Consider the following 17,221-nt stretch of genomic DNA (forward strand, 5'->3'; position numbering starts at 1 on the left):
GCGAAGGGCTGGCAGACATGGTGCTCGGAGACCTCGTCAAGCTGCGAGCGATGGATCCGTCGGACGCCGAGGCACTGTGGCGGTGGAACCACGATCCCGACGTCATGCGCTGGATGAACGACGACTACGCCCAGCCGCTCGGCCGGGTCAGGAGGTGGCTGGAGGAGCGACCGCGCAATGCCTACGGCGAGGTGCTCTTCGGGATCGAGGCGCTCACCGATCGGCACCTCATCGGCCTCGTCCAGCTGCGCGAGGCCGAGCCGGAGACGGGATGCGCCAAGCTGGACATCTATCTCGGTGAGAAGGAGTACTGGGGACGCGGGTACGCCACCGACGCGATGCGGGCGGTCTGCCGCTACGGGTTCGAGGAGATGCGGCTGCACAAGATCTCACTGACCGTCGTCACCGAGAACCACGCCGCGCACCGCGTCTACCAGAAGGTCGGCTTCGTCGACGAGGGCAGGCTGCGCCAGGCCTTCCGACGCGATGGCCAGTGGTACGACATGTTCACGATGGGGCTGCTGGAGGGCGAACTCCGTCAGGTGTCGAGGCCGGACGCGTAAGGCCGTGGTCAGGGAGCCCCGCCCCTGTCGGCGCGGGCAGTTCAGGGCGCCGGGCGGCCGTCCAGCATCCCGAGAACGGGCCCGCCCAGCAGTCCGAGTACCACCGACCCGGCGGCGATCGCGCAGGCGAGGGCGCCGGCCGTCCGCGACCACGCGCGAGGCGTCGTCGGGGCGGGGCCCGAGACCGCGGCGGCGATCCAGCGCAGATAGTAGAAGAGCGAGGCCACGGTGTTGACCGCCGCGACGACCGCCAGCCACGCGTGGCCGCCGTCGAACGCCGCGCTGAACGCCTCCAGTTTGCCGAGGAAGACGGCGGTGGGCGGCGTACCGACCAGGCCGAGCAGACAGACGACCAACGCGGTGGTCAGCGCGGGCCGTTCCCGTATCAGGCCCCGGTAGTCCTCGATGGTGCGTGCCCCCGGCAGCGCGCACACGACGGCGAACGCCCCGAGGTTCGTCAGCGCGTACGCCGCCAGGTAGTACAGCAGGGCTCGCTGGTCGATGTCCGTACGTCCGCCGACGACGACGGGGAGCAGGAGGTAGCCGACCTGGCTGATGGTCGAGTACGCGAGCAGCCGTTTGACGTCCCGTTGGAAGAAGGCGGCCAGATTGCCCACCGTCATCGACGCGACGGACATGACCGCCACCAGCGCGGGCCACGGTACGGAGGTGTCCGCGAGGGGTACGGCCACGAGGCGGTAGAACGCGGCCAGCGCACCGATCTTGGGCACGGTCGTGAGGAACGCCGCCACCGGCGCCGAGCTGCCCTGTACGGCGTCCGGAACCCAGAAGTGCGCCGGTACGCCGCCCGCCTTGAACAGCACCCCTGCCAGGAGCGCCACCACACCGGCGGCCACCAGCCCGGCGGACGATTGCGGCAGCGCGGTCCGCAGCGCCGGATACGACGTGCCGCGCCCGGCGGCGAGCAGCAGGGTGATCCCGCCGAGCATCACCACACCGAGGAGTGCCCCGACGACGTAGTACTTCAGCGCCGCCTCGGTGCCCGGACCGTCCTTGCGGAAGCCGGCCAGGGCGTACGCGGGGACACTGGCCAGCAGATAGCCGGCCGCGAGCAGCAGCAGGTCCTGGGTTCCGGCGAGCATCAGCGCCCCCAGGGCGGCGAGTTGCAGCAGTACATAGAACTCGCATTCCCGGCGGTTCGCGTGGAGCGGTCCGACGGCGAGGACGAGCACCAGCAGGGTGCCACCGAGGATGACGATCCGGCCGGTGTTCGTGACCGGGTCCACCGCGAAGGACCCCCCGAACACGGTGGTGGCCGGCCCGGCGGCGGCCACGGCGGAGGCCCCGATGCCCGCGCCGCACGCCGTGACCGCCAGTGCGCCGGTCAGCCACTGCCGGCGCCGCGGCAGCCAGGCGCCCAGCAGCAGTCCGAGGACGGCGGACGCGGCGAGCAGTACCTCGGGGAGCAGATCGAGCGGGTTCTCGTTCATCTCCGTCATCGCGCGAGCAGCTCCAGCACGTGCCGGGAGGCCGGTTCGATGACGTCCAGCACGAAGCGTGGCGCCAGGCCGAGGATCACACCCAGGCCGAGCAGCGGAACGACGGCGGCACTCTCATGGGGCCGCAGGTCGGGGAACGGTCCCGCCGCGCCCGGCGCGACGGCCGGAAGCCGGAGCGGGCCGAAGAAGATCTGTCGCAGGGCGCGCAGGAACAGGCCCGCGGTGATCAGGATCCCCAGCACGGCGAGCCCGGTGGCCACCGGCCGCGGGCCGAGACTCCCGGTGAGGATCTGGAATTCGGCGATGAAGCCGGAGAACCCGGGCAGCCCAAGCGAGGCGAACGCGGCGACGCCGGTCAGCGCCGCGAAGACCGGCGCTCGTGCGGCGACGCCCGAGTACGCCGCCATGTCGTACGTACGCCCGCGCGCGTACAGCACGCCGGAGAGCAGGAACAGCGCTCCCGTCAGCAGACCGTGGCTGACCATCTGGAAGACGGCGCCGCTGACGGCGAGCCGGCGCGCCTCCGGGTCCGTACCGACGGACGCCGCCGCGCCGATCGCCAGGATGATGTAGCCCATGTGATTGACCGAGGTGTACGCGATCATCCGCTTGAAGTCGCTCTGGGCGAGCGCGACCAGCGCCCCGTACAGCACGGAGACCACACCGATCACGACGAAGACCGCGGCGTACTCGCGCCAGGCACCGGGGACGATCGGCAGGGCGATACGCAGGAATCCGTACGTGCCCATCTTCAGCAGGACCCCGGCGAGGATCGCCGACCCCGCGGCCGGTGCCTCGGTGTGCGCCGGAGGCAGCCAGGTGTGGAAGGGGACGGTCGGTGTCTTGACCGCCAGTCCGACGCCGATCGCGAGCAGGACGAGAGCGCCGTACAGGGACCGTCCGGCGAGCGGGTTCTCGCGGGTGAGATCGACGATGTCGAAGGTGTGCGGGGAGGCCCCCAGATACAGGCCGATGAATCCCAGCAGCAGGGCCAGCGAGCCGATGAAGGTGTAGAGGAAGAACTTCAGCGCGGCACGGGCCGCGTGCCGGTGTCCCCACCCCGCGATGACGAAGTACATGGCCACGATCGACAGATCGAAGAAGACGAAGAAGAGGATCAGGTCGAGGGCGACGAACAGCCCCAGGCAGGTCGTCTGGAGGAACAGGAAGAGCGCGGCGAGCTCGCGGACGCGCCGTCGCTCGCGCCACGCGTACAGCGCGCAGGCCAGGAACAGCACACAGGCCATCGCGACCAGTGGCAGGGACAGCCCGTCGACGCCCACGTGGTAGCCGACCCCGGCGCTGGGGATCCAGCGGGCGCGGATCTCGTACCGCATCCCGTCGCCGGGCCCGAACCCCCACCACACGGCGACGGTCAGGGCCAGTTCCACCGCGGCGGTGGCCACCCACGCGGCGCGGAACAGACCGCGCGGGGCGCCGCGCGGGACGCAGAGCAGCAGCGCCGCGACGGCGGTGGGAAGCAGGACGATGGCCGTGAGCACGGCGGTCACCTCATGAGGACGAGTACGACGGCGAGGACGGTGAAGGCGACAACGGCCTGGGCGAGGTACTGATGCAGCTGACCGGTCTGCGGCAGGCGTGCCCAGCGGCCGAGTGCGCGCGCACCGGCGGCGACGCCCTCGACGCCGCCGTCGACGCGCCCTTCGACCCGGCGGTCGGTCCAGCGTGCGAGCCGCAGCACGGCGCGTGCGCCGCCGTCGACCGCGCGGTCCAGTACGTGGTCGTCGAACGCGGCCAGGGCGTGGGCGAGGCGTACCACCGGGCGCCCGAGGAGGAGACGGGCCGCTGCCTCCAGGCCCAGCCAGTCGGCCCACCACCGGCTGCCGGGAGCGCGTGGGCCTCTCACCCACACGGCGGCCGAGGCGACGAGGGCCAGCCCGCCGGAGAGCAGGAACTCCCAGACCGGCGGGGCGGGTTCGGCCGGGGCCCCCAGTACCCGGCCGAGGGCCTCGCGCCCCGGCGGGAAGGCCAGCACGGTCAGTCCTGCGCAGGCGACGGCGAGACCCACCAGGGGCGGCCGGGTCACCCGGGGAAGGGTCACCTCGGGCGCGTCGCTAGGCCCTGTCTGACAAATAGCGTCGTCCGCCCGGAGGGCGGGGCTCGCGGCGTCTGGTGCACTACGTTCGCTGCGCTCTCTCCGTCTCGGCGCCCTGACTCCTCCTTCGGATGCCGAGCGCGATCGCAAGGCGGAGGGTCGTTCTCGTAGCGGAGCTACTTGGACGAGCCCGACAACGCGGCGAGCGCGCGTGCCAGGCGTCGCGAGCCAGGCGGGATTTGTCAGACAGGGCCTAGGCCCCCAGACGAACCAGAGCGCTTTCGCCGCGTACACCGCCGACACGACGGCCCCCGCGAGACCGACCCCGTACAGCGCGGCGCTCTCGTGCAGCACCGCGGCGAGGAGAACGTCCTTCGCCGCCCACAGCGACAACGGTGGGACGCCGGCGAGCGTGAGCGCCGCGACGGTGAAGGCGATGCCTGCCGTACGGTCGCGGCGTGCCGCGCCGCGCAGGGCGGGGAGCGTTCTGGCGCCCAGGGCGGCCAGCCAGCAGCCCGCGACCAGGAACGCGAGGCTCTTCGCCGCCGCGTGGGCCATCAGCTGGAGGGTCGCGCCGGTGGCAGATCCGACGCCCGCGGCGAGCACCATGAAGCCGATCTGCGCGCAACTGGACGCGGCCAGCAGCTGCTTGAGGTCGTTCTGCGCGACCGCGACCAGGCCCAGCAGCACGGCGGTGACCGCGCCCGCCCAGGCCACCGAGGTCCCTCCCCAGCCGGACGCGGCCAGCAGCGGTTCCAGGCGGATCAGGAGATACGCGCCGGCCACCACCATGGTCGCGGAGTGCAGCAGGGCGGAGACCGGACTCGGACCCCGTATGGCGTGCGAGAGCCAGAAGCTGAAGGGCAGTTGGGCCGATTTGCCAAGTGCGGCGACGATGACCCCCGCGGTGATGACCGCGAGCCAGGGTCCGGTGGCACCCGGCAGATCCGCGAGGGCGAGCGAGCCCGCCCCGCCGGCCGCGAGGGCGGCCCCGGCGGCGAGATACAGCCCGAGGTCCGCCGCGCGCGTGGTGAGGAAGGCGATGTTCGCCGCCCGGCCGTTCTCCGGATCGCGCCACCAGAACCCGATGAGCGCCCAGGAGGTGGCGCCCATCAACTCCCAGGCCATCAGCAGTACGGGGAGCGTCGCCGCCGTCACGGTGGCCAGCATGGCGCCGCTGAACAGGAGCATGAGCCCGAAGAAACGTGCGCGCGCCGCCCCGGGAGGGACATCGCCGACGCTGAAGACCAGGACGGCGGTGGTGATTGCCGCCACCGTCACGGTCATCACCCCGGAAAGGCCGTCCACCACGAGCCGTACGGGCAGCCCGTCGAGCAGCGGGGCCCCGGCCGTCGGACGGCCGACGGCGACCGCGATGGCGAGGCCCAGGGTGACGAGGGCGGTGGCGACCGCGGCCACGGGCGCGGCCCGGTCGGTGCCGCGTCCGCCGGCCGCGAGTACGGTTCCCGTGGTGAGCGGCAGGGCGAGCAGCGCCCACAGCAGGGCGCTCACTCCCTCAGCTCCGCCGCCATGTCGGTCATGTCGACCTCGCGGGCCCGGAAGAGCGCGGTGACCACGGCGAAGCCGATGGCCATCTCCACCGCCATCACCGTGACCGCGAGGACGACGAGCACCTGACCGTCGGCGGAGGCGGGCGCGATGTAGTGCCAGACGGCGGCGGCACCGAGGATGACGCCGCCCACCATCAGTTCGAGGCCCATCATCAGCATGACGATCGACTGCTGAGTGAGCGCGCCGAACAGCCCGGTGCTGAACAGCGCGGCGGCGAGCAGGAGGAACAGATCGAGACTCATGGGCCGTCGCCTCCTCGTTCCGGATCTCCGGCAGTCCGGGTCCGGGCTCGGGCTCCGGCTCCAGCTCCGGCTCCGGCTCGTAGGTCGTCGCCGAACCGGTCGTAGCGTCCGTGTCGGGTGGCCAGCGCGACCGTGGCGACGATCGCGGCGAACAGGGCCAGGCCCAGGGTCATCATGGCGAGCATCTGCGGTCCCATCAGCGACAGCCCGAGCGCTGTCGTGGGATCGTCCGGCGGTCTTCCCTTCCGGGGCGGGCCAGGGCGCGAGGAGCGCGCCGGCGGCCAGCACCGCGAAGACCACCCCGCAGATCCCGGCCGCGCCGTTCTTGTTGTGCACCATCGACATGGGCAGGAGACCGGCCGGGTTCATCATGTACATCACCATGAACACCGCCATGACGGCCATCTCGATGGTCATCATCAGGATGATCACCACGCCGAGATAGTCGAGGCCGAGCAGTAGGACCTCACCGCCGACGCAGAGCAACGACATCAGCAGGGCGTAGGTCGCCCGCGCCATCGAGTCGAACCGGAACACCATGATCCCGGCGCCGGTCGCGAGGACGGCGAGCACCCAGAAGATCACGTCGTCACGCGTCAACGGCTCCTCACCCGCCCGCCACCTGTCCTGTCATCGATGGAGCACGACCAGGGCCACGAGGAGCGCCTGAAGGAGCGTCAGCGGTACGAGCACGAGCCAGGCGAACCCCATGTAGCGGTCCATGCGCAGGACCGGCAGCAGCCGGCGCCCCGTCACCAGCAGGGCCAGTACCAGCGCGGTCTTCAGCACGGTCCACGCCCAGCCGGGCAGCAGCGGCCCGTGTCCGCCGCCGAGGAAGAGCGGCACGCTGAAGGCCGCGGTCACCACGAGCAGCAGCCACCGCCCGCCCAGGAACACCAGCCGGTCCACGCCCGACAGCTCGACCGCCGCGCCACCTGCCGTGTCCCGTCCCAGCGGTCCGCCGAACGGCCCCCAGAACGACATGGCCATCGCGCTCAGCAGATAGACGACGAAGGCGGCCGGCATCCACACCACGAACCACAGCCCCTCCTGAGCGGCGACGACATCGCCGACGCGCAGGGACTCGGCGCCCAGGGCCGCGGTGGTGAGGGCGAACATGTGCGGCAGCTCGTACGCCAGCCCCTGTGCGAGGAAGCGGTATCCGCCGATCAGTGACAACACCGAGTTGGGCCCCCAGCCCGCCAGCCACACCGCCGCCCAGGAAAGGGCCTCCATGGCGTTGAACCACACAACGCCCACGCTCGGATCGCTGACGGCGCGAAACCCCCAGGGCAGCACCGCGCCCGCGAGCACGGCGGCCACGGGGACCAGCACCACTCCGGCCCTGCCGAGCGCCGCGTCCGCGGCTGTCGTCCGGCGCCGCTGCTGTACGAGGAGGCGCAGGCCCTCACGTACCGGTGCCGCCGCCCGAGCGCCCCACTCGCCTGGTGTACCCGCGCGCCCCCGCTCCGCGGCGGCCGTCAGCGCCGCGTCGCATCCCGCCGTGACGACGGCGGCGGCCAGCAGGACGAGCGGCAGGACCGCGGTGGCCCACAGGGGCGCGGATTCAGGCATGGGCCGCCTCCGCCGACGGTGCGGGGGCCAACTCGTCGATATCGGGATCGAGGCTCGCCACAATGGCCCGCGCGCACCCGAACTCCGTCCCCGCGAGGAGCCCCGGCAGGACATCGAGAAGTGCCCGCGAGGGCGGGCGCTCCCCGTCCAGGGCGCCGCGTGGCCCGTGCGTGTCGCCGGGGGCCAGTGGCCGGGTGTCGTCGAAGTCCCCTGCGGCCCGGCCGATCTCCGTCAGCCAGCGGTGGAGGCGGGCGTGGGCGTCTCCGTCAGCCGCGAGAGCCGGGCCGCTCACGCCCCGTTCCCGCGCGTGGGCCGCGGGCAGCGGGCCGAGTCCCGCGAGGAGCAGGCGCAGGGTCCGGGACCGCCCCACCCGCGTGGCCAGGCGCCGTACTTCCGCTGTCGTACGCGCGGCGTGAGGGCCCCCCAGCACCTCGTCCCGCAGGCGCCGGGAGCGGGCGGCGGGATCGGCCCATCCAACGACGGAGAGCAGCCTGCCGAGGCTGTCGAGATGGGCCGCGCAGCGGCGGCGGGCGGCCGTCCCGCGCGTGACCCGCTCACCGCGGGCGGCCCGCAGCCAGGGCGCGGCCCAGAACGGCAGACCGCCCGGTGCCACGGGCAGATGCTCGGCTTCGGCCCGCTGGACGATGTCTCCTTGCAGCGCGCAGCGCAGGATCAGCCCGGCCGGCCAGTCGGCCAGGGCGGGGCCCAGCGGCACATGCAACCGGTCCAGCCGGAGGCCGTCCCGGTCGTCGGCCCGTTCGGCCAGGGGCAGACCCGCCGCCTCGGACATCACGTGTGCGTCGTGGTCCGCGTGGCCGTTGTGTCCGTCGTGGTCCTCATGGCCCGCGTGGTCCTCGTGGTGTGTCGGTTCGCGTCCGGTGGGGCGCGGTGTCGATTCCGTGTCCAGCTGTGCCCGTACCCGTTCGCGTACCTCGTCGAGCGCACGGGCGGCGTGACCGGGCTCTGTCACGGTGACGCGGACAGCGGGCCGTGGCACGGCGCGTTCGAGATCGTCCAGCCACCGCGCGCGGGCGGGTACCGGGGCCCCGCAGACCACGAGCGCGTCGGCGGCGGCGGGCGAGGCCACCACCGTCCGGCCCCGCCGCCGGAGTTCCGCCTCCACACCGAGCCGGATCCCGGTCGCGCCCGGCCAGGTCACGAGGAAGACGGCGGGCTGCCGCATGGCGGTGCGCCGGAGAGCGCCTCTCAGGTCCATCGGAAGGCCCCCTCACGCCAGGCGTAGGCCACCGCGGCGAAGAGAATCCCGAGGAACAGGAACATCTCGATGACGGCGCTCGCCCCGACCCGCGACACCACCTTGACCCACGGGTACATGAAGAGCATCTCCATGTCGAAGGCCAGAAAGATCATCGCGACGGGGTACCAGCGCACATGGAACCGCGAGAACGCGTGTTCGGCGGCGGGCAGTCCACCGGTGAACGGGCCCGAATCCAGCGGCGTACGGTCGACGGCCAGCCAAGCGGCCAGGCCGTACAGCGCCGCCAGTCCGGCCACGACCACCGCGAGGAGAACCAGCACCGGCTGCCACACACCCACCTCGCCCTTCCTCCGTTCTCTCTCGCCGCTCACCGCTCGCCGCTCGCCCGGGAAGGACCGCGGAGCTCATGGTGTGCCGCGGACAGGGCCAAATCGTGGAGGCGCGACGACGGCGCGATTGGTCCATACCAAACCCTTGACGCGCGCTTCGCTCACACCTTGAATCAAGTAGTGAACTCCCTTGCCACATCCCCGACTTGTGCGCGGCTCGTGAAAGGTATGACATGGGCATGAGAATTCACTGGAGACGCGTGGTCGCCCGGCGGCGCGGCTCCATGACCCGCAGGGCGGCATACGCCGCCATCGGCTCCCTCATCGTGGGCCTGCTGAGCGTGCTCCCCGCGTCTCCCGCCGCGGCGGCCACCGGCCAGATCAGCGGACTGGCGGGCAAGTGCGTCGACGTGGCGGGCGCTTCGAGCGCCAATGGCACCGCCGTGCAGTTGTACGACTGCAACGGCACCGGTGCCCAGCAGTGGAGCGTCAACTCGGACGGCACCATCCGGGCTCTCGGCAAGTGTCTGGATGTCACCGGCAATTCGACCGCCAACGGGGCCCCGCTCCAGCTGTGGGACTGCAGCGGCGGCGCCAATCAACGGTGGGTCGTGACCGCCGCGCGGGACATCGTGAGTGTCGCCGCCGACAAGTGTGTCGATGTCACGGGCAACAACTCGGCCAACGGCACCCGGTTGCAGATCTGGACCTGCACCGGCGCCGGCAACCAGAAGTGGTCGGCTCCTGCCACCGGCGGCGGCAACCCGAGTCCGGGCGGATTCGTGGTCTCCGAGGCCCAGTTCAACCAGATGTTCCCGGGCCGGAACCCCTTCTACACGTACAGCGGTCTGACCGCCGCTCTCGGCGCCTACCCCGCCTTCGCCAAGACGGGCAGTGACACCGTCCAGCGCCAGGAGGCGGCGGCCTTCCTCGCCAACGTCAATCATGAGACCGGCGGCCTGGTCCACGTCGTGGAGCAGAACACCGCCAACTACCCGCACTACTGCGACTGGGGCCAGCCCTACGGCTGCCCGGCGGGCCAGGCCGCGTACTACGGGCGCGGTCCGATCCAGCTCAGCTGGAACTTCAACTACAAGGCGGCCGGGGACGCGCTCGGCATCGATCTGCTCAACAACCCCTGGCTCGTCCAGAACGACTCGGCCGTGGCCTGGAAGACCGCCCTGTGGTACTGGAACACCCAGTCCGGCCCCGGCACGATGACCCCGCACAACGCGATGGTCAACCAGCGCGGTTTCGGCGAGACGATCCGCAGCATCAACGGTTCCCTGGAGTGTGACGGGCGCAACCCCGCCCAGGTCCAGAGCCGGGTCGACGCCTACCAGCGCTTCATCTCGATCCTCGGCACCACACCGGGCGGCAATCTCTACTGCTGACCTCGGGGAGAGGACCCCTCCGGCCCGCTGAAGATCTCGGGGGCCGTCCGGCCGCGGGCCGGGCGGCCCCCGTCGCCATGAAGCCGGCTCCTTTCTCCCCTACTCCTCCTCGTCCACCCTGATCAGGTGCAGGGACGTGCTGGACCAGTCCCCGGCCGGCAGGTCGGGCGTGATCCCGTACCCGGTCAGCACCGACGCATGACGCACGGCGCCGGTACGGGTGTCCCGGTAGCGCGCGGCGGGGTCCAGACCCGCGAGTCTGAGGGCGGGGCGCGGTGTGCCGTGGCGCGGGGCCCGCTGCCAGACCAGCACGAACGCCTCCCGCCGGTCCGCGGTGGTGTACTGCACGGCGGACGGCGCGTCGTCGACAGGACCGCGCAGCCGGTGCAGGGTGCCGTGCTGCACGATATGGCGGACCTTCTTGTACTCCGCCACCCACTCGGCGCCCTCGGCGCGTTCCGCCGCCGTCCAGCGCCCGAGATCGCCGCCCACCGCCAGCACCCCCGCCATCGCGACATGGAACCGGTAACGCAGCGGCACCGAGCGGCCGGTGAGCTGGTTGGGCACATCCGTCACCCAGGCCGCCATGGTCCGTGCCGGGTAGACCTGGCCGAATCCGTGCTGGATCGAGACCCGGTCCGCCGCGTCGGTGTTGTCGGACGGCCACGCCTGGTCCGTACGGGAGAGGATGGCCAGGTCCACCCGGCCACCGCCGCCGCTGCATGTCTCGATCCGCAGTCCCGGGTGGTCCGCGCGCAGCCGGTCGATCACCTCGTACAGATGGTGTGTGTACCGCGTCCACAACACGTCCTCGCCGTCCTCGCGGCCGGGCCAGCCTGCCTCGCTGAAGGCGCGGTTCATGTCCCACTTGAGGAAGTCGATCCCGTTCTCCGCGACCAGCCGCGTCAGCCAGCCGTACGCCCACTCGGCGACATCGTCCCTGGCGAAGTTGAGCACGAGCTGATTGCGCAGCTCGGTGCGGGTGCGGTGCGGGAAGTGCAGTACCCAGTCCGGGTGCGCGCGGTACAGGTCGCTGTCCGGGTTGACCATTTCGGGCTCCACCCAGAGGCCGAAACGCATTCCGAGCCGGTGGACCTCCTCGATCAGCGGCGTGAGCCCGTCGGGGAAGCCCCCGGTCGCGGGCGCCCAGTCGCCCAGTCCGGCCGTGTCGTCGCGGCGCCCGCCGTACCAGCCGTCGTCGACGACGTAGAGCTCCACACCGAGCTCGGCGGCCCGCGCCGCCAGCGCCTTCTGCCCGGCCTCGTCGACCTCGAAGCCGGTGGCCTCCCAGGAGTTGAACAGTACGGGGCGCACCTCCTCGGGGTGCGGCAGCACATGGGCCAGGATGTACGCGTGCCAGGCCCGGCTGGCCGCGCCGAAGCCGCCGTCGGTGTACACGGCCGCGTAGCGCGGGGTCGCGTACTCCTCGCCGGGACCGAGCGGGAGCGCCGGCCCGTCATGTCCGGCTCCGCCGGTGAAGGCGGTACGTCCGTCGGGGGTGCGCTGCACGGTGACCTGCCAGCTTCCGCTCCAGGCCAGGGCCGCGCTCCACACCTCGCCCCGGTCCTCGGTGGCGTCGCCGGCGTCCAGCATCAGCCAGGGGTTGGCGTGATGGCTGGTGATGCCGCGCCGGCTGGTGAGCACGGTCTCGCCGTGCGGTACCGGCTCCCGGTGGAGCACGCCCTCCGCCGACCACTGTCCGGTGACATGGCTGATGCGGTAGTCGTCGCGCGGCGGCAGGGTCCAGGCCGCGGAGTCCACGCGGGGCAGCGAGACCGGTTCCCGGCCGGTGTTGCGCAGCACGGTCCAGCGTTCGATGACATCGGTGTCCTCGTGGACGCGGTAGTGCAGGGTGACCGAGAGCGGGTAGTGGCGGTCGCGGAACTCCAAGGCCAGCTCGGCTGTTCCGGGCGCCGGTGCGCTGGTGCGATGGCCGACGGCCCGCCACTCGAAGGCGCGGGTGCCGTCGGCGAACCGTACCCGCAGGGAGGGCGCCCCGTACCGGGCTCCTCCGTCGACGGGCAGTTCCTCGCCCGCCGCCGGGCGGCCCTCGAAACTGCTGATCTCCACGGCCGGAGGAGGTACGAGTTCCCCGGCCGCCGCGAGGGTCAGCCGCGGTCCCCACGCGAGGTGGCAGGGCGCTCCCGTGTCATCGATCCGCAGCGCGTACGACGTGCGCGCGGTGGAGAGCAGCCAGACCCCGGAGGCCGGGGCGAAGGAGATCAGAGACATTGATCCTCGCGTTCGATTAGCGCCACAGGAGAGGTGAGAAGCCAACCTCTCCTTCGATCAGCTGTCAACACCTGTGGTGCATCTGGCTTTCACAGGTCGACGGCATCCTCAGAAGGCCCTTCGGATGAAGTCTGTTTCTTTCATTGACAGCAGAAAAGAATCACCCTAGCTTTCCGGCCATGCGCTCAACCACTCCTCATGAGGCGGTCCCGGCGACGACGCCGGCCGCTTCCCTGGTCTTCACGACCGTCCTGTCCCACGGCCCGCTCACCCGGGCCGAGATCGGGCGGCGGGCCCGGCTGTCCCCGGCCGCGGTCACCAAGGCGGTGCGACCGCTGATGGAGGTCGGGTATCTGGTCGAAGGGGTGGACGAAGGGGCGCCGCCCGCTCTCGGACGTCCGGCCAACCTGGTACGGGTCGACGCGGGCAGGGCGCTGTTCATCGGGATCAAGGTGACGGGCGACGAGATCATCGCCGTCCTGGCCGATCTGTGCTGCCATATCCGGGTCGCCCGGCATGTACGGCTCACCGACCGTGAGCCTACGGCGGTGCTCCCCGCCCTCACCGCGCTGGTGCGCGAACTGCTCCTGGAGGCCGATGGCTTCGGTGTGCGGGTGCGGGGGCTGGGCATCGCCGTCTCGGGTGATGTGGACCGTACGGACGGTGTGGTGCGCTACTCGCCGTTCCTGGAGTGGCGGGACATCCCACTCGCCGAGATCGTCGGAACCGCGACCGGTCTGCCGGTCACGGTCGACAACGACGTACGGGCGCTGACGGTCGCCGAGCAGTGGTTCGGGGCCGGGGTCGGGCTCTCCGACTTCGCGCTGGTGACCGTGGGCGCCGGCATCGGCTGTGGCCTGGTGGTGCATGGCCGGGTGGTGTCGGGCGCGCATGGCGTGGCCGGCGAGATCGGACATCTGTCCATCGACCCGCTCGGTCCGCGGTGCCACTGCGGCAACCACGGATGTGTCGAGGCCATCGCGGCGGACCCGGCGATCCTGCGCGGGGTCCGGGAGGCCACGGGCAAGCCCGTGACCACCGCGGCCGAGGCGCTGGAGATGGCCCACGGCGGGGACCCCGGGGTCCGGGAGGTCTACGCGCGGGCGGGCGAGGCCATCGGCCGGGCCATCGGATCCGTGGTCAATGTCCTCGGACCTGAGCGAGTGATCATCTCCGGCGAGGGCCTGGCCGCGTACGACCTGTTCGCCGAGGGCATCCGCGACGCGTTCGCCGCGTCCGCCTTCGGTACCGCCGCGCAGTGCGACGTGATGACACGTCCCCTGCCCTTCGAGGAGTGGGCGCGCGGGGCCGCGGCCACCGCGATCCAGACCTTCATCGGATCCGACACGCAATAGGAGTAGCGATGACGCTGCAGAGCCGCACCCACCGGACCCCCGCGGGTCCACACCGCAGAAGGGTGGTCCAGGGGCTGTTCGGTGTCGGGGCCGGGGCCCTGGCCATGCCCGCCCTCGCCGCCTGCGGCGGAGGGGCCGCGTCCGACCCGAAGACGGTGACCTTCGGCTCGAACGGCGCGGACGCCACACCGAAGAAGGCGTACGCCGCGGTGACCGACGCCTTCGAGAAGGACAGCAAGCTCACGGTCAAGACGAACACGGTCGACCACGACACGTTCCAGAAGACCATCTCCACCTATCTCCAGGGCACCCCGGACGATGTCTTCACCTGGTTCGCCGGCTACCGCATGCAGTACTTCGCCAAGAAGGGCCTCGCCGGCCCCATCGACGATGTGTGGGAGACGATAGGCGCCGGCTACAGCGACGCCGCCAAGCAGCTCTCCAAGGGTGAGGACGGGAAGTACTACTTCGTCCCGCTGTACAACTATCCGTGGGCCGTCTTCTACCGCAAGAGCGTCTTCCAGCAGTACGGCTACGAGATCCCCGTGACCTGGAGTCAGTTCACGGCCCTGGCCAAGCGGATGCAGAAGGACGGGCTCTCCCCCATCGCGTCCGGGTACGGCGGCGGTGACATCTGGAGCATTCTCGGCGCCTTCGACTATCTCAATCTGCGGGCCAACGGCTATGACTTCCATATGTCCCTGATGCGGGGTCAGGTCTCCTGGACCGACAGGCGCACCGCCAGGACCATCGACCTGTGGCGCGAGCTCACCCCGTACTACCAGAAGGGCGCGGGCGGGCGTTCCTGGCAGGACGCCGCGCAGTCGCTGCTCGACAAGAAGTCCGGCATGGCGATCATCGGTCTCTTCCTGGGACAGCAGGTCACCGATGAATCCCTGCGCTCCGACATCGACTTCTTCCCGTTCCCGGAGATCGACCCGGCGTACGGTCAGGACGCGGTCGAGGCGCCCACCGACGGCTTCATGCTGAGCCGCAAGCCGAAGAACCCGGACGGCGCCCGCAAGTTCCTCGAATTCCTCGGCGGCGCCAAGGCCGAGAACCTCTACATGGGCGTCGACCCGAGCAATGTCGCCGTCAACTCCGCCGCCACCACCGGCTCGTACAACGCGCTCCAGAAGAAGTCGGCCGAACTCATCGCCGGCGCCAAGCACATCACGCAGTTCGGGGACCGCGACAGCGACCCCGGATTCATCTCCACGGTGGTCCAGCCGGGCTTCACCGAGTGGCTGAACCACCCCGACGACGGTTCGGCCCTGCTGAAGAAGATCGAGTCGCAGCGCTCGCGCTTCTTCACGGCCTGATCCCACCGGAGAGGTTCCACCATGTCCTCCGTGCGTACCGCGCCCGGGTCCCCGTCGCGCGCGCCGTCCCGTCCTCGCCGGCTCGGTCCTGGTGACCGCCTCTTCCTGACGGTGGTCGTCGGCATCCCGCTGATCGCCCTGCTGGTCTTCGTGTGGCTCCCGGCGCTGGCCTCCATCGGTCTGTCCTTCACCAGCTGGGACGGTCTGAGCCTGTCCGACATCCACTGGGTCGGGCTGGACAACTACCACCAGATCTTCACCAACTACCCGCCGTTCTGGCCGGCCGTCCGGCACAACGTGATCTGGCTGCTGTTCACGGTGCTGCTGCCCGCCCCGTTCGGGGTCTTCCTCGCCTACCAGCTGGACCGCAAGATCCGCTTCACCCGGATCTACCAGACGGCCATCTTCATGCCGATGGTGCTGTCCCTGGCGGTCGTCGGCTTCATCTGGGAGATCATCTACAACCCGGACAACGGGCTGCTGAACGGGGTGATCGGCGCCGTGTCGTCCGGTCACCACATCGACTGGCTGGGCAATCCCGACCTCAACCTCTGGGCCGTACTGATCGCCTCGGGCTGGCGGCACACCGGCTACATCATGATTCTCTATCTGGCGGGCCTCAAGGGCTTCGACCCGGCCCTGAAGGAGGCCGCCGCGCTCGACGGCGCCAATGGACGCCAGACCTTCCTGCGGGTGGTGCTGCCGGCCATGAAGCCGGTCAACATCATCGTGGTGGTCGTCACCGTCATGGAGTCCCTGCGCGCCTTCGACATCGTCTACGTACTCGGCGGCGGCACCGGCAGCAAGCCCGGCATGGAGCTGCTGTCCCTCCTCATCACCGACAACATCATCGGTGAGTCCAGCCATATCGGATACGGGTCGGCCCTCGCGGTCATCCTGCTCCTCGTCTCCCTCGCGGCGATCGGCGCCTTCCTCTTCCAGACCTTCCGCAAGGAGGACAAGTGACCGCGACCGTCACGCCGCCGGCCCCCCGGTCGCACACCCCGCTCCCACCGACCGCCGAGGCTCCCCGGGGGCCGAAGCGGGAGACCGGACGTCACCTCATGCTCAGCGGCATCGCGCTGCTGTGGCTCGTTCCGCTGCTGTGGGCCGTCTACACCTCACTGCGGCCCTACTCCGACACCGCGAAGCACGGCTATCTGTCCTGGCCGCGCGGTATCGGTCTGGAGAACTTCGCGGACGCCTGGAGCCAGTCCGGGATGCCGCGCTTCTTCTGGAACTCGGTGCTCATCACCATTCCGGCGGTCCTCGGCACTCTGCTGTTCGCCGCGGCGGTGGCCTTCTTCGTCTCGCGGTTCGACTTCCGCTGGAACATCGCGCTGCTGATCCTCTTCACCGCGGGGAACCTGATCCCCGCGCAGGTGCTGATCACACCGCTGTACCGGCTGTATCTGCTGGTACCGCTGCCCTCGTGGATGAGCGACTCGCTGCTCGTCTACAACTCGCTCTGGGGCATCATCTTCATTCATATCGCCTACCAGTGCGGCTTCTGCACCTTCGTCCTCAGCAACTACATGAAGACGATCCCGAAAGAGATCTCCGAAGCCGCTCTGGTCGACGGCGCCCCGGTGTGGCGCCAGTTCTTCCAGATCGTGCTGCCGCTGTGCCGGCCTGCGTTCGCGGCGCTCGCGACGCTGGAATCCATCTGGATCTACAACGACTTCTTCTGGTCCCTCACGCTGATCGAGACCGGTGACAAGCGTCCGATCACCTCGGCCCTGGCCAATCTGGAGGGCCAGTACTTCACCAATCCGAACCTCATCGCGGCCGGCGCCCTGCTGACCGCGATCCCCACCCTGCTGGTCTACTTCGCGCTCCAGCGCCAGTTCATCAGCGGACTCACCATCGGCTCGGGCAAGGGCTGAGCCGCGGCCCGGCGTA

At 70.6% G+C, this 17,221-nt stretch carries 14 protein-coding genes and 1 pseudogene; 6 read left to right on the forward strand and 9 right to left on the reverse strand.

The features are described 5' to 3' along the window. Positions 1-17: 17 nt before the first annotated feature. Positions 18-563, forward strand: a complete 546-nt coding sequence (locus M1203_RS13750; RefSeq protein WP_249949918.1) for a GNAT family N-acetyltransferase — start codon at positions 18-20, stop codon at positions 561-563. A 41-nt stretch (positions 564-604) separates the two neighbouring features. On the opposite strand, the gene M1203_RS13755 is transcribed toward M1203_RS13750, so the two are convergent. The 8 genes and pseudogenes from M1203_RS13755 to M1203_RS13790 all read right to left on the reverse strand — a co-directional run bounded on the left by M1203_RS13755 (position 605) and on the right by M1203_RS13790 (position 9,025). Beyond that, positions 605-2,023, reverse strand: a complete 1,419-nt coding sequence (locus M1203_RS13755; protein WP_249949919.1) for an NADH-quinone oxidoreductase subunit N — start codon at positions 2,021-2,023, stop codon at positions 605-607. Further along, complete coding sequence (locus M1203_RS13760) at positions 2,020-3,525, reverse strand: NADH-quinone oxidoreductase subunit M (protein WP_249949920.1); 1,506 nt, start codon at positions 3,523-3,525, stop codon at positions 2,020-2,022. Before M1203_RS13760 ends, M1203_RS13755 begins: the two co-directional genes overlap by 4 nt. A gap of 5 nt (positions 3,526-3,530) precedes the next feature. Further along, positions 3,531-5,591: a proton-conducting transporter membrane subunit gene (locus M1203_RS13765; RefSeq protein WP_249949921.1), complete on the reverse strand. Its 2,061-nt coding sequence runs from the start codon at positions 5,589-5,591 to the stop codon at positions 3,531-3,533. Continuing rightward, a complete protein-coding gene (gene nuoK, locus M1203_RS13770) occupies positions 5,588-5,893 on the reverse strand; it encodes an NADH-quinone oxidoreductase subunit NuoK (RefSeq protein ID WP_249949922.1) in 306 nt (101 codons plus the stop codon). The genes M1203_RS13765 and nuoK overlap by 4 nt, the downstream gene beginning before the upstream one ends. Beyond that, positions 5,890-6,433, reverse strand: a pseudogene (locus M1203_RS13775) (NADH-quinone oxidoreductase subunit J). Before M1203_RS13775 ends, nuoK begins: the two are co-directional and overlap by 4 nt. 90 nt (positions 6,434-6,523) lie before the next feature. Continuing rightward, entirely contained in the window at positions 6,524-7,468 is a 945-nt protein-coding gene (locus M1203_RS13780; protein WP_249949923.1) for an NADH-quinone oxidoreductase subunit H, read from the reverse strand. Then, positions 7,461-8,684, reverse strand: a complete 1,224-nt coding sequence (locus tag M1203_RS13785; RefSeq protein WP_249949924.1) for a hypothetical protein — start codon at positions 8,682-8,684, stop codon at positions 7,461-7,463. Before M1203_RS13785 ends, M1203_RS13780 begins: the two co-directional genes overlap by 8 nt. Next, complete coding sequence (locus M1203_RS13790) at positions 8,675-9,025, reverse strand: NADH-quinone oxidoreductase subunit A (RefSeq protein WP_249949925.1); 351 nt, start codon at positions 9,023-9,025, stop codon at positions 8,675-8,677. Before M1203_RS13790 ends, M1203_RS13785 begins: the two co-directional genes overlap by 10 nt. Before the next feature lie 275 nt (positions 9,026-9,300). On the opposite strand from M1203_RS13790, the gene M1203_RS13795 reads away from it, so the two are divergent. Further along, complete coding sequence (locus M1203_RS13795; RefSeq protein WP_249950045.1) at positions 9,301-10,410, forward strand: glycoside hydrolase family 19 protein; 1,110 nt, start codon at positions 9,301-9,303, stop codon at positions 10,408-10,410. A 99-nt stretch (positions 10,411-10,509) separates the two neighbouring features. Here M1203_RS13795 and M1203_RS13800 read toward each other — a convergent pair whose 3' ends face one another. Further along, positions 10,510-12,642, reverse strand: coding sequence for an alpha-galactosidase (locus M1203_RS13800; RefSeq protein WP_249949926.1), 2,133 nt, complete (start codon positions 12,640-12,642; stop codon positions 10,510-10,512). 179 nt (positions 12,643-12,821) lie between these two features. Here M1203_RS13800 and M1203_RS13805 point away from each other — a divergent pair, with 179 nt between their 5' ends. From M1203_RS13805 to M1203_RS13820, 4 genes are read left to right on the forward strand one after another with little or no spacing between them, the layout of a single operon-like run. After that, the gene (locus M1203_RS13805; RefSeq protein WP_249949927.1) at positions 12,822-13,997 is read left to right on the forward strand and encodes an ROK family transcriptional regulator; all 1,176 of its coding nucleotides are present in this window, start codon (positions 12,822-12,824) and stop codon (positions 13,995-13,997) included. Between the two features lie 8 nt (positions 13,998-14,005). Continuing rightward, positions 14,006-15,319 (forward strand): ABC transporter substrate-binding protein, encoded by a 1,314-nt coding sequence (locus M1203_RS13810; RefSeq protein ID WP_249949928.1) that lies wholly within the window; start codon positions 14,006-14,008, stop codon positions 15,317-15,319. A gap of 21 nt (positions 15,320-15,340) precedes the next feature. Further along, complete coding sequence (locus M1203_RS13815; protein WP_249949929.1) at positions 15,341-16,285, forward strand: carbohydrate ABC transporter permease; 945 nt, start codon at positions 15,341-15,343, stop codon at positions 16,283-16,285. After that, a complete protein-coding gene (locus M1203_RS13820) occupies positions 16,282-17,205 on the forward strand; it encodes a carbohydrate ABC transporter permease (RefSeq protein WP_249949930.1) in 924 nt (307 codons plus the stop codon). Before M1203_RS13815 ends, M1203_RS13820 begins: the two co-directional genes overlap by 4 nt. Positions 17,206-17,221: the final 16 nt, after the last annotated feature.

The organism is Streptomyces sp. 35G-GA-8 (assembly GCF_023534745.1).
Lineage (GTDB): Bacteria > Actinomycetota > Actinomycetes > Streptomycetales > Streptomycetaceae > Streptomyces.